This is a genomic window from Alcaligenes phenolicus, from assembly GCF_032063905.1.
GTDB classification, from domain to species: domain Bacteria; phylum Pseudomonadota; class Gammaproteobacteria; order Burkholderiales; family Burkholderiaceae_B; genus Alcaligenes; species Alcaligenes phenolicus.
Genome location: NZ_DAMBOE010000003.1, coordinates 264,217 through 278,872, shown reverse-complemented (window position 1 = coordinate 278,872; position 14,656 = coordinate 264,217). Strand labels below are relative to the sequence as shown.

Here is a 14,656-nt window from a genome sequence, read left to right as displayed (position 1 = left end):
TCTTAAGCCGGGAAACTCAAGCAATGTCGCCACGCCTACGCAGTTTGTCTTCCAAGTCATCTGATCCTAGAAACCCTGTCGATAGAGCTTCTCGCGACAAGACCCGAAACCGCCTGACGCCGGTGGCCCGAGCCATAGCGACTTTGCTGGTCACAGGTGGTTTAAGTGCGCAGGCTTATGCGCAAACCCAGCCCGTATCAGGCGCATGGTTCGCGTCGCGGGGGGCGGTAGAGCGCAATGTTTCCGGCGCACAAGGTGGGATGGTTGATCCTGGCAATGGCCTTTTGAATTCGGCAGCACGCCAACATGCCGAAGCACGTCAGCAATTGGCCCGTTCGGTCGAGAACCTGGGTCGTACCGCCAGTGCGATTGCTGCTCAGCAAGCTGCACAAAAAGCCGCGCGCGAGGCTGCCGCCAAAGAAGCCGGTGTGCCGGACGGTTATGTGCAAGGCGGGGTGTGGGATCGTGATGCTGCAGGCAATCTGCACGTCTGGACCGGCGCAGATCGTCCGGTGCACACACAAGACAATGGTCAGCACACCGTTGCCATCAAGCAGACCGAAAGCAAAGCCGTACTGAACTGGGAAAGCTTTAACGTGGGCCGCAACACCACGGTGCAGTTCCAGCAGAAAGCGTCCGATGCGGTGTTGAACCGTGTCGTGGGAGCGGATACCGCCCCGAGCCAGATTCAAGGCGCCATCAAGGGTGATGGCACCGTGATGGTGGTGAACCAGAACGGGGTGGTGTTCAGCGGCACGTCTCAAGTGAACGTGCGCAATCTGGTGACAGCCGCCGCCAAGATCACGGATCAGCAATTTACCGAAGGTTTGTACGGCAAGGATGCCAACACGGCGTCCTTCACTAATGCACAAGGCAAGATCGAGATACACGCCGGTGCACGTATCGGCACACACGCGTCCGAGACCGTGAACCAGGGCGGGGGCTATGTGCTCTTGCTGGGGCAGGAAGTACACAATGCGGGCAGTATCTCGACTCCGGGCGGGCAGGCTGCCTTGGCCGCTGGCGAGAACTTCATCATCCGCAAGGGGATGGGGACAGAGGAAAACGTCAATTCCACCACCCGTGGCAACACGGTGGTAGCTCAGGCAGGGGCATCTGACAAAACGGGCCTGGTTCGCAATACGGGCGTGATTCAAGCCGCAACGGGCGACATCACCTTGGCCGCGCGCACGATCAGCCAGGACGGCGTGCTGGTGGCCAGCACCTCGGTTCACAACCGAGGCACGATTCATCTGCAGAACAACAAGACGGATGCTCAATCCAGCGTGACCCTGGGCAAGGATAGCGTCACAGCCATTGTGCTGGATGAAAGTGCTGCTACCGCCCTGGATGTACAACGCGAAGCCCTGATCAAGGAATCGGACAAGGAAGGCGATGGCTTGCGTCATCGCCGTGATCAGTCGCTGGTACAGATTGCCAGCGGTGGCGATGTGGTTTTTGACGCCGACAGCCTGACGCTGGCGACCGGTGGTCAGGTCTTTGTGGACGCGGCCAGGAACAGCGAAGTACGTCAGGACGCCGTGATTGATGTGTCCGGCCATGTGGGTGTTCGCGTGGCGATGGAAGCCAACAACCTGATGATCAACGTTCAGGGTAATGAGCAGCGCGATGCTCCGGTCAACCGCGAGGGCGACAATCTGCGCAGCAGCGATGTCTGGCTGGATCGCCGCAACCTGGTGTTTGTTCCTGCTGGCACCAACGGCTATGAAAAGGACCGTTGGTACACCGCGGGCGGGCTGCTTGAAGTGGGTGGTTATCTGGGCGTCGCCAGCCACAGTATTGGCGAGTGGGCTGCCCAGGGCGGCACCGTGCAATTCAGCGGTGCCAGCGTGGTGACGCGTCCCGGTTCCTTGATCAACTTGTCGGGCGGCACGCTGGATGTACAAAGCGGTTATCTGCGTCAAAGCTGGCTGCGGGGTGTGGATGGCCGTCTATACACGGTCGATAGTGCACCGGGCGATTTGCTCTACACCGGCTTGTACAAAGGTTACGAGCAGACCAGCGCGCGCTGGGGTCAAACCCGCAGCTTCTATAACCCGATTCTGGCTCCTACCCAGCGTTACGAAGAAGGCTATACGGTAGGACGTGATGCGGGCCGCCTGGTCATCTCGACCAAGGCTGCGGACCTGCAAGGGCATATCGAGTCCGAGGTTTACCAGGGTCCGCGCCAGATTCAGGCACCGGCTCCCAAGCTGGATGGCTATCAGCAGTCGCAAACGGCTGTAGCGCGTCGGGCCGAGCTGATTCTGGGTGGTTGGACACCGGTTTATGACAAGGACACGCAAAATCTGCGCTATAGCCCCAGTGCAGTGGTTGAGCAGATTGTGATTGGCAAGGCTCAGGCGCAAGAGGGGGGTGAGCAGTCCGACGCGACGTCCGGCCCTTCTCGCATCAGCCTGGACTCCGATTGGCTGACGCAAATGGGTCTGGGGGCTGTACGTGCCTATGCCAGCCAAAGTGTGGAAGTCAACGACGCGCTGGAGCTTGCTCTGGGGGGCGAGATCGCGCTGCATGCCAATCAAGTTGATGTGAAGGCTGACCTGACGGCGCGCGGTGGCCGTATTGTGCTGGGTGATCTGGTGGATAAATGGACCAGCGCCAGTTTGGGCTGGCAATCCAGCAAGATTGCCGATGTGGCAGCCGGCGCTATTGCTGCCACACGAATTGACTCAGGCGTCACCCTGGATACCAGAGGCTTCTGGAGCAATCAGGAGCTGGATAGTCGTGCGATGCGCTATCTGCCGTGGCGTAATGGTGGTGAGATCATTTTGCGCAGCAGCGGTGATGTGACTGTGGCCGAACACGCGCTGTTGGACGTGTCTTCGGCAGCGGCCTATATGGCCGATGGCTCGGTGCTAGGTGGCAAGGGTGGCAATATCACCTTGGCAGCTGATGCGTATATGTCCGGCGTATCCGGCATAGGTGGACGACTGGTCTTGGAGGGTGAAATCCGTGGTCATGGTGTGGCTGGGGGCGGCACCTTGCGCTTGCAGACCGGGGAGACTGTCGTGTTGGGTGGTACGGTGCAGGGCAGTGATGGTGTCCTGCAAGCGGGTCAAAGCTCTTTGGCCGATTTGCTGACGACCGAGGCCTTTACCATTGCTGCTGGTGCGATTTTGCCGGTGGATTTCCACTACATGCGTACCCATGCCGCCGCTGGCGAGGTGATTGGCGGGGCGCCCAAGGTTGAGCAGGCCAATCAGTCCAGCTGGATTCATTTGACGACCCCCTGGACCTTGCCCAAGCCAAGCAACGAGAACTCCAGTTATTCGGTTTGGCTGTCCAATGGCCAGCAGTTGCGGGTAGACGGTTATAGCTGGAGCGTAGCGCCAACCTTGCCAGCGGGAACGGTGATCATGGAGATCATGAATCCCGCCAGCTTCCCGACCAACTATGTGGTGCCAGCCGATATCCTGCCTGATGGCATCGCCATTGCGCCATCACCTGGCGTCTATAAGGCTGGCACGGTCGCTCATGCCGATTTGAGCTATAGCGCAGGCACCTTGCTGCGTGCCGGAACGCGCTTGACGCAGGATGTGGCCGTGGGGTCCATGCTGCATTTGGACAGCAGCCTGTTCCAGAAAGGGTTTGCGAATTACGACGTGATAGGCGGCTATGGCGTGGCCGTGGCAGAAGGGGCCAATCTGGCGCTGAACATGCCCGTCATGCAGCTGGATCTGCCCGCTGCACGTCAACTGGCCAATGGTGGGGATCTGAGTCAGCTTGCCTCACTGTGGTTGCCACCCGAGTTCAGTGAATCGCCTGAAAAAGGTTCGATCAGCCAGCGCGGCGGTGCCGATCTGAGCTTGACGGCAGGTTTTGAGTACAAGCAGCAAGATGTGGACCCCAGTGGCCCCACCTTGTCCGTGGGCAAGGCGGCGCACATTAGCGTAGATGATGGTCGCAACATTGTCTTGCAAGGCAGCGGTCAGATTACGGTGGATGGCTCCTTGCGAGCCTCGGGCGGCAAGATCGGTATCTATGGTCTGAGTGCTGGTAGCGAGGACGTGCGCCACCTCAAAGGACACGACGGTTCGATCTGGTTGGGCAGCAATGCCGTGCTGGATGTGTCGGGCAAGGCCATGACGGCTGTCGATACCCAGGGTCAACGCTACGGCAAGGTGCTCAATGGTGGCCGTATCGAAATTGGTAGCAAGTACCAGCAGGCTGCGACGCAGGTCAAGGCTATCGACAGCTTTGTCATTGTGCGCGAAGGCGCGCGCCTGCTGGCATCCGGAGCCGCAGCGACTTTGGACATGCCTGGTCAGGGCGCGCAAACCATCGCTTCCAATGGCGGTGTCATTCATCTGGCCAGCTTCAACGGACTGTATCTGGATGGCGATATGCAGGCCTGGGCCGGTGGTGCCAATGCGGCAGGCGGAACCTTGTCGGTCGCCCTGGAGTCGCCGAACTATGAAATGTCAGGTGGGCCGGGTGATCGCGTGTTGGCACACCGCGAAATGACCTTGGTACAAGAGCAGCAACTGGAGAATCTGCCGCTTGATCTGCAAGCTGGTCGTGCTGATGCGGGTTTGGTCTACGGCCATGCTCGTGTGGGTGTGGACCGCATTCAGGCGGGGGGCTTTGATAATCTGGCCCTGCTGTCCAACGGCATTTTGTCGATTGAAAACGGTGTGGATTTGCAGATGGGCCAAAGCCTGCATCTGGCCACCCCCAAGATTGCCATGGCCCCTGGCTCTATGCCCGGTGCTACGGTCAAGCTGGCCGCGCCTCATGTCCGTTTGGCAGGGGCAACGCATCCCACCCGCGACAAGTATGTGACTCCGCTGATTCAGGCTCTGAACAGTAATGAAGGCCGATTGCCCGAGCTGCTGCCAGACTCCTATCTGCGTATCGACGCCAATGTGCTGGACATAGCCAACCAGATCGCCTTCGGTGCGTTGGGCCGGTCCTTGCAAAGTGGCAAGGCCGAGGTATCGCGTGCCGGTTTTGATACGGTGGATCTGCGCGCGCAGAACGACCTTCGTTTCTTGAAGCATGCGGTCGGTGATCGTACACAGCTGCTGACCGAAGGGGATCTGGTGCTGGCGGCTGGCCGCATCTATCCGGGAACTGGCGTGACGGCGGAGGTGATTTCCGGCCGTTATATCCAGCGCGATCAGTGGAATAACCCGCTGACACAGTATGACCCGCAGCGCAGCTTGCGTATCGAGCGCATTGGCAGTGGCCCTGTCGCCCAGCCTTATTCTGCCTTGGGTGTCTTGCGCCTGATGTCGGGCAATATTGATCAGGGCGGTGTGTTGCTGGCTCCCTTGGGGCAGTTGGAATTGGGTGTGGGTGTAGGTGGTGCCTCTCAAGCCCCAACTTCCATGGTGATGCGCCCTGGCAGTATTACCTCGGTCAGTGCCGCGGGTTTGATCATGCCCTACGGCGGGACGGTGGATGGGCTGACCTATAACTATGCAGGTAGCGATGCGCCTTATGTGGGCCTGGGCGGTCTGCTGGGTAATCTCAGCCTGAAAGCCACCAGCGTGGACGTGCAGGAGGGTGCCTTGCTGGATCTGTCGGGTGGTGGGGAACTGACAGGAGCAGGCTTCCTGCCTGGGCGGGGTGGTTCTACGGATGCCCGTCTGCACCCCCTGATTCAGAGCACCAATAACGGCTTCATGCTGCCCGAGCTGTCTGGCAACCCGGTCTATGCCGTTGTGCCAGGTGTACAGCAAGTGGTGGCGCCATTGGCGGCCGACAATGGTGCAGGCGATCCTATGGTGGGACGCCAGATTCATATCGGACAGGGCGTACCGGGCCTGGCCGCAGGTACGTATACCTTGCTGCCCTCTATCTACGCCTTGTTGCCTGGTGCTTACCGCGTTGAAATCAGTGGTTCGGGCAGTGCCAGTGCGGCTATGGGTGGCACCATTGCCATGCGTAATGGTTCCTACAATGTGGCCGCTCGGTTGGGGATCGCCAATACCCATGTCATGGATGCCATGCCCTCGCGCGTGGTGCTGACCTCGGCAGACACTCTGCGCCAGTATTCCCAATACAACGAAACGTCTTACTCGCAGTTTGGGCTGGACTGGGCCATGCGGGATAACGTCCCGCGCCCTCAACTGGAGCGGGATGCTCGCCAACTGCAGCTGGAGGCGAACCGTTTGCAGGTGGCGTCCGGTGTTGCCAAGTTTGAACCGGCCAAGAATGGCCGTGGGGGCAATGTGGTGCTGACCGGTCAGCGCATTGAAGTGCTGGCCGATGGGGCAGCGCCGACCACAGGCTTTGATGGTATGTCGGTAGAGTCCGGTGTGCTCAATCGCCTGGGGGCGGCAGGCATCAGTATCGGGGGGTCACCTACCTCCACGTTTGCCTTGCAAGGTTATGGTTCGACCCGCGATGCCTGGCGTGTCAGTCTGGGCAACACGCGCACAGATGAAATCTATATTCGCGGTGGCGCCGTGCTGGAAGCCGCCCAGGTATTTCTGGTGGTGGGTAATCGTGAAAAGGGCCTGACAGTTGAGCAGGGCGCCACGATCAACACCTTGGGCAAAGGCGCCGCGCCCTGGGACTCCAGTGAGGGCTATGTGCTGCAGCCCGGTCAGAAAGGGGTTCTGGCCTTGAGCAATGGCTGGCTGGATGTCACTTCACCCAGCAATGACGATAGTTGGGGCACGGTAGGGGCGGGCTTTCTGCATATTGGGACTTGTGCCGTTGGCAGCAACTGTTCGGGTGAAACCCGCTTGTATTCTGAAGGCACGATTACTGCTGCCACCAATAAAACCTTTGAGCTGGATGAGTCGGTGCGCTATGGCACACGCAATCTGGTGCTGGCCATGGGCGGCATCAATGTGGGCGGAGCGCAGGCTCTGTCCGATGCGTCTGCTGCGGGTATCTTGCCCTCCGGTCTGACGCTGAATCAACGTGTGCTGGAGCGCTTGCTGCGCGGCGATACCCAGATGGGGGCGCCTGCATTGGAAAACCTGGTGTTGACGGCGCGTGACTCCGTCAACTTCTATGGCGATGTCAATTTGAGCACGCTGGACCCGGTGACAGGCAAGTCGGCACTGGAGCGCCTGGTGTTAAGCGCACCTGCCATTTATGGCTATGGCGACGCAAATAGTGAAGCACGTATCGAAACCGGAATTCTGGTCTGGAACGGAGCCACGATACCGGCGGGCAGCATCGTGGAAGGCGGCGCGGGCACGGGGAATGGCCGTCTGGTATTTGATGCTCAGCAGATTGAGTTTGGCTACGGCCCGAAAAGCCAGCCCGATACGGTGGGCATGCACGACCGTCTGGCCTTGGGCTTTAGCAGCGTGAACCTGAATGCTTCCGAGCGCATTACAGCCAATCACAGGGGCAGCTTGTCCGTGTACCACAGTCGTGGTGCCTGGGATGCAGCCAGCAATGGCTGGACCTATCAGGGCGGCAACCTGAACATCAGCACCCCCTTGTTTACCGGACAGGCCGGTTCGGTCAACAACATCCGTGCAGGTGGCAGCATTGCGGTGACTCGTCCGCAGGGGAGCAGCCCGGTGCAGCCTGATCTGGCCACAGCGGTGCACGCCTTGGGAGCAGAGCTGAGCCTGGATGCTGCCAGGTCCCTGGTCTGGGACAGTGCGGCCTTGCTGCCTAGCGGCAAGCTGAAGCTGTCTGCTCAAGACGATGTGGTTCTGCAAGAGGGCGCGCAGCTGGATCTGGCAGGGCGTCCGATCGGCTTTTTTGATGTGAACAAGTACAGCTGGGGTGGCGAGGTTGTGCTGGAGAGTCGCGGCGGCAATGTGACCCAAGCGGCGGAATCCCTGATTGATGTATCGGCCCAGCAGAATCGTGCAGGCAAACTGACGGCCCTGGCCTTGAACGGTTTGGTGGACTTGCGTGGCCGTATGTCGGGAGCTGGAACAGGGCATTATGATGCGGGCGGTACCTTGGTACCTTTTGCTTCCGGCTTTATTGAGCTGCGTGGACAGCAGATTGCGGACTTTGCGGGACTGAACGCCCGTCTGAATGAAGGATCGGTGTGGGGTGGTCGCAGCTTCCAGCTGCGCCAGGGAGATCTGCTCATTGGCAACGAGCTTAAAGCGCGTGAAATCAATGTCTCCGTGGACAATGGCAGCTTGACGGTCAACGGCACCATTGATGCCAGCGGTGAGCAGGCGGGCAGCATTCGCCTGGCTGCCAAGCGAGGGGTGACCCTGACTGGCAGCGCCGTGCTGGATGCCAGTGCCAGTGTGCTGCGTCGGGACAGTTACGGCCAAGTGATTGAAGCACCTAACCGGGCCATCATTGAAATTGATTCGGGCCAGGGTCGTCTGGTTCTGGCCGATGGCATGCGCATGAATCTGAGTGTGGCTGGTTCCCATGCGAATTACGGCACTATCGCTCTGAACGCGCCGCGTCTGGGTGGCGCGACGGGCAACGATGTCGATATTGATGCACGCGGTGCACTCAACATTACCGGGGCCAAGTCGATTGCCGTCAATGCTTTCCAGCAATACGACGATGCACAGCTCGGCCTTGATGAAACGGTAGATGGTCGTAGCTACCAGCGTATCGATCAGGAGTACTTGCGTCAGAAGCATCTGGATAGTGAAACCTTCATCAACAAGGCTCTGGCGAATCAGGCCTTGATGCAAGGCAAGCTGGCCGGGCTGCGTGCTTATGGTGATCAATTCCACCTGCGCCCTGGTGTGGAGATTGTCAGCAATGCCGTCACGAATCCAGACGGTGATCTGCATGTGGATGGGGATATTGATCTGTCGGGCTACCGCTATGCCAGCGTCAATCCTCATGCTCAGAAAAGCTCGGTGTATGGCTCGGGCGAGGCCGGGGCCCTGGTGTTGCGCGCCGCTGGAGATTTGACGATTTTTGGCAGTTTGACGGATGGCTTCAATACCTCCGTGCTGGGTGTCACGGCTGATGATGGTGGCTGGGTTCTGCCCGCAGGTCGCATGCCTTTCGGTGGTGATCTCATCATCCCTCATGGCGGCATGGCCACGCTGGACGTGGGGACCCAGTTCGCGGCCGGTCGCACCGTTAACTATGACCTGCCCGTGGAGGGCATGAGCTTGCCACGCGGCACCGTAATCCCCAGCCTGATGAGTCTGGCGCAAGGTCTGTCCTTGCAGGCAGGAACGGTGCTGTCAGCGGCCGTGCTGGATGCGTCCGGGCAAGTAGTTTATGCCGCTGGCACGGTCTTGAAAGAGGCGGTGACCCTGCAAGCCAATATGCAGTTGGCAGCGGGCTTCCGTTTGCCGGAGGACGCGCAAATGGCGGCCACTCTGTGGCCCAAAGGCGTGCCCTTGCCGGTGCTCATGAAATTGAACCAGCAGGTCGCCTTGAAGAAAGGGGCGCTGGTGCCTTCCGAGACGGACGTGGTATTGCCGGGCGGGGCCGTGATGGTCGATCTTCGTCCTCGAGATGGGGATGACACGCAAGGTCGTATGCTGGCTCTGGCCCCCATGTTGGCCGCTGGCTCGCAGTCCTGGGATTTGCGTCTGGTTGCCGGGGCGGATACCTCGGCAGCGGATAATCGCTTGACGCTGATTGATACCGAGCGTCGCTTGATGCTGGCGGATACGCACTTTGGCCTTGGCGTGAAATCAACCGAAATTCCAGGAACGGGCAAACCAGCAGTGTATGGCTGGGGAGAGGTCAGCCGCTTTGAAGAGCTGATTGAATTGCTGGCGGGGGGCTACTGGTTGAGCTTTGTGCCTGTCTCCGGTGAGCAGGTGACACAGGCGCAGGTCGAAGAGCTGCAAGCGTACGGCATTATCGGTGCCGATGTCACTGAACTGAATATTTTTGGCATGGGCGATATGGCCGCCGAGCTCTCGCCCGCTACACCGCCCGAGATGCAAGACTTGAAACAGCCCGCCCGTGAGCAACTGTTCAGTGTCCTGCGTACGGGCGTGGGTGACCTGGATCTGGTGTCTGGTGGCGACATCGAGATGAATTCGCTGTACGGGGTCTACACCGCAGGCACGCCGTCGGCGTCGATGGGGGCGGCCTATAACCAGGCGCGTGGCAAGTTGTTCGATGGCACGATCTTGCGTGCGGAAGGCAAGCGTTTCGAGTCGCTGGTCGACGGTGGTGCGGACAGCCTGTATCAGGCCTGGTATCCCGAAAAGGGCGGCAATGTGTTGCTGCGTGCTCAAGGCAGTGTGAAGGGGGATCTGGTCGGCAATAACGACGGCAAGAATGATCTGAGCTACACCTTCTACAACACGCGTCAGCAGATTGCTTCTACGGCAGTGGGTAACTGGTTGTGGCGCCAGGGAACGGGTAGTGCAGTGTCAGCCTCGGAAGGGACTCCCAGTGCCTGGTGGGTCAACTTCGGGACATATGTGGCGGGTACCGCAAATGGCGGGTATAGCGAGTACGACACCTGGTTGTTTGCCAACGATCCTTTCCTGAGCGGCTTTACCGGTGTGGGTACTTTGGGGGGGGGCAACTTGACCGTGGAGGCCGGGGCGGATGCTGGCATGTTGAACCAGCGCGGTATTCGCAGCAGCTGGAATCAGCAGACGCATACGCCGCGCAGCCAGGGCTTGCATCTGGTGGTGGGCAGCACAGGCCGAATCACCCCGGGGGGCGAACTGGTACAGACAGGTGGCGGGGATCTGGTCCTGCGCCTGGGCGGCACGCTGAACCCGAACCCCGATGTGCGCTTGAACGAGCATGACCTGAACAGCACTTTGGTGAATTTGCGAGGAGCCATTGCTCTGGATGCCGGCGCGATTGGCGGGGTGAAGCTGGGCTTTGGTGGAACAGATCAAATGGATACGCGTCCTGGCAATATTTATGCCAGCGGCGGAGGGGCCGCAACCGGTGGCCCGATTCTGGTCTTGGGTGATTCTGCTGTACGCATGCAAACGCGTGGCGATCTGGTGCTGGGCAGTACGGTAGACCCAGGGCGTACCTTGTCGTTAAGCTCAACGCCTTTCTCCGTAGATGGCCAGCACTATGACGGCAATGGCTGGTCCTGGTTCTCCTTGTGGACTCCGGCGACGGCGATTGATTTGTTGAGCGTGGGGGGCAACCTGACGCCCACCACGTCCTGGGATGAGCGCAATGCGTATGAAGATACGCGTTGGGGCGACCCAGGCCGCAACCAGTCTCATAACGCAGATGGCCATTTCTATCCTTCTATCCTGCGTGCGGCGGCCGCTAACGGCAATATTCAGTACGGAGCCAGTGCCAGCGATGCCACTATATCCGGCACTTCAATATTGCGTTATGGCTTTGGTACGGTACTGGCCCCTTCGCCAATGGGCGAGCAGTTTGTCAACGCAACAGGGCGTGGTGAACTGCAGTTCCTGGCGGGAGGCTCCATTCAGGCGGCCGGCTATGTTTTCTCGGCCTCGGCGGCAGATGCAGCGGCCATGTCCAGCCCCTTCCGTCCTGCCTTTGTAGGCTTGCTATCGCAGACAGGCGGCGGCGAGTACGGCTATAACCCTCGCATCATTCATAACGTGGATGGCGAGGCCGTCAAGCTCAACGACTGGTTCACCGTCAGCAGCAAGGCGATCACTTCGCTGTACGGAGGCCGTCAAAATACAGGCTCCTTGTTTGTGTTCGGTACGCCGGTCAATATCGGTACTGCCGCAGCTCAACGTCAGCCTGCTCGTTACTACGCCGTCAACGGCGACATTGTTGGCTTGCGCGTCGGTCAGGAAGTGTTGTTGGGATACCCACCGGGCTCGCAGGGCTCACGTATGGAAGGCTCGGTTCCTGTGGCGATTCGGGCCGGGCGTGACATTACCGACTCGGGCACACGTCTGGGGCAGAAAGATGCCGTGGCAGGGGCCAAGAGCGCCACTGCGACGACACGCGGTAATTTGATTACCCATGCCTGGGCAGACGATATTTCCATTGTTGAAGCGGGTCGAGATGTCCGTAACAGCAGCTTCTACATCTTGGGGCCGGGTTTGCTGGACGTGTCGGCCGGGCGTCATGTGTATCTGGCTGATAAGGGCGAGATCAAGAGTCTGGGACCCTTGAGCAGTGCCTTGTCCGATAGTCGTGGTGGCGGCGCCAGTATTTCGGTCTCGGCCGGGATGGGCGAAGGGGCGCATTGGAACGACTTTGCGGCGCGCTATCTGAACCCCGAGAATCAGGCTGATCTGGAACTGCCGTTTGCAGATCAACAGGGCAAGGCGCTGTACATCTACAGCGGTGGCCTGACGCTGGGGCAATGGCTGCAACGCGAGTTTGGCTACACAGGTGATGAAGTCGGCGCGCAGGCTTTCTTGCTGGCGAAGCAGGGAGAGCTGGACCAGGTACGCGATCAGGCCAGGGCTGAAGGCCGCAATGCGTCCAGCCGTCCCTTGGCGCGCGAGTACAAGCTGGAGAGCCAGCTGCACCTGGTCAATTGGTTGAGCACCCGCTTTGGCGACAAGAACGGCCTGGGCCTGCATTTTGATGCGGCCAGCATGGACGCCCGCAGCTTCTTTGATGCCTTGCCGCCCGAGCAGCAACGCAGCTATCTGCGCAATGTGTACTACGCAGAGCTGAAGGCATCGGGCCGTGAGTACAACGATAGTGACAGCAAGCGCGCAGGCAGCTATTTGCGTGGTCGTGAAGCGATTGCCACCTTGTTCCCCGAACAGGATGCTCAAGGCAAGGCCTTGAGCTACACGGGTGATTTGACGATGTACAGCAGTGCGCTGTATTACGACGCGGATTACGTGAACAACACGGCGGGCAAGAGCCGACCTAATCCCAAGCTGGATTACATCACCAAGGCCGAGTGGGAGGCCTTGGGCAGTCCGGGGTACAACGTGTCGTTCTACGACGTGCTGGATGCGGGTATTCACACCAACTTTGGTGGTGACATCAGCATCCTGACTCCCGGCGGTCGTGCCTTGGTGGGGATTGATGGTGGCTTTAACCCTGGTCCGGGATCGGGTGTGATCACGCAAGGGGAAGGGGACATCAACTTCTTCTCGCAAAGCGATATTCTGATGGGGCAGAGCCGGGTCTTCACAACCTTTGGTGGCAATATTCTGGCCTGGTCGGCAGCAGGGGACATCAACGCGGGTCGGGGTAGCAAGACAACGGTGGTCTACACACCGCAGCGGCGTGTTTACGATCTGTTTGGCAATGTGGCCTTGTCACCATCAACACCCAATACCGGTGCGGGTATCGCTACCTTGAACCCGGTTCCCGAGGTCCCGCCAGGTTATATCGATCTGATTGCGCCATTGGGAACGGTGGACGCGGGCGAGGCAGGGATTCGTGTGTCGGGCGACATCAATATCGCCGCCTTGCGTGTAGTCAATGCAGACAATATTCAGGTACAGGGCGAGTCCAAGGGAATTCCGGTGGTGGCGACCGTCAACACGGGAGCCTTGAGTAACGCCAGCGCGACAGCATCGTCGGCCGCATCGGCGGCGCAGGATACGGTCAACCGCGCTCGTGCACAGGCTCGTCAGAATCTGCCTTCGGTCATTACTGTGCAGATTCTGGGATTTGGGGATGCAGGGCAGTCAGGGGGCGGGGCCACATCATCAGGAGCAGGCCCAGCGACTTCCAGGATAGATGCCTCTGCGTATCGCCAAGACAGTACGGTGCAGGTCCTGGGACTGGGCACCAATCCGCAATCCGCTCTGGATCGCTTGACGCCCGAGGAGCGGCGGCGGATGACACTGTAGCTTGAGCCTGGGAGATCTGATCATGCTGTCCACTTGCCTGCCCTTGCCTACACGCAAGCGTAATGAAGAGTGTGTGACGCCGCAGTATTCACTGTGCTTGTATCTGAAGGTGCACTACGAAGAGCTGCTGCGTCAATTGACCATCCGCCTGCGCTGCCGCGACCGCGCAGCGGATGCCTTGCACGACACCTGGCTGCGTCTGCATGGCAGCCGGGAGATCGGGCCGGTCGCCAACCCTCGTTTGTATTTGCTGCGTATGGCCAGCAATCTGGCGATTGACGAATGGCGCGCCGAGTCCGGCAGAGGGACGCTGGTGCCCCTGGAGGAACTGGAAGAGCATCAGCAGATTTCCCCCATGCCGGGGCCAGAGTCCAGCCTGATCGGCCGATCTTTGCTGTCCGTCCTGATCTACGCCATCGAGCTGCTGCCCCGCCAACGTCGCGCCATCTTTCTGGCGGCCCGGCTGGAAGAACAGAGCCTGAGTGTGGTGGCTGAACGCTTCGGCGTCACCACCAGTAAAGCACGCAACGAACTGCGCCGGGCTGAGGCGCATTGCGAACAGGCCTTGCTGGGAAATTGGACGGAACTGCGACAGGGGCGTAAGGCCTGTGTAACACCACCACCGACCATGACGGCCGGGTTTGGCTGGATGGCGGAGCCGGTGGGATTCTGAGGTTTTTATCGCTAATATCGATAATTTAATTTTATCGGTATTGCCGATATTTGTTGTTTATCGAGATAATCGATATACTCAAATTATCGACATTAGCGATAAATAGATATGTACATACTTTCTACTAGTGATCAGCTTGGTTATCAGCTTGTTGCTCGACGCAAGGCTTTAGGTCTGACGCAGCAGGAAGTCGCATCTCGTCTGGGGATCAGCCAAAATCGTTTGTCCGAACTGGAAAGTCAGCCGAGCCAGTTAACCGTTGAGCGATTGTTAGCCTTGACTGGTATTTTGGGGCTGGAGCTAGCCGTACAACAGCGCTCTCAAGCCCCTTTAAGTACAAGTGAATGGTAGC

Annotated in this window: 3 protein-coding genes; all 3 read left to right on the top strand. The window is 59.3% G+C overall.

Annotation, left to right across the window (positions count from 1 at the left end):
* Positions 1-122 precede the first annotated feature (122 nt).
* The 3 genes from U2949_RS07790 (at position 123) to U2949_RS07780 (ending at position 14,655) form a co-directional block, all read left to right on the top strand.
* Positions 123-13,631, top strand: coding sequence for a filamentous haemagglutinin family protein (locus tag U2949_RS07790; protein ID WP_321287022.1), 13,509 nt, complete (start codon positions 123-125; stop codon positions 13,629-13,631).
* 22 nt (positions 13,632-13,653) lie between these two features.
* Positions 13,654-14,304, top strand: a complete 651-nt coding sequence (locus U2949_RS07785; protein ID WP_143241239.1) for an RNA polymerase sigma factor — start codon at positions 13,654-13,656, stop codon at positions 14,302-14,304.
* Between the two features lie 108 nt (positions 14,305-14,412).
* Positions 14,413-14,655, top strand: coding sequence for a helix-turn-helix domain-containing protein (locus U2949_RS07780; RefSeq protein WP_080655514.1), 243 nt, complete (start codon positions 14,413-14,415; stop codon positions 14,653-14,655).
* Position 14,656 lies beyond the last annotated feature (1 nt).

Bases quoted from the DNA above. Each gene is read 5' to 3' on its own strand.
- U2949_RS07785 (WP_143241239.1), top strand. From the start codon at position 13,654: ATGCTGTCCACTTGCCTGCCCTTGCCTACACGCAAGCGTAATGAAGAG.
- U2949_RS07780 (WP_080655514.1), top strand. From the start codon at position 14,413: ATGTACATACTTTCTACTAGTGATCAGCTTGGTTATCAGCTTGTTGCT.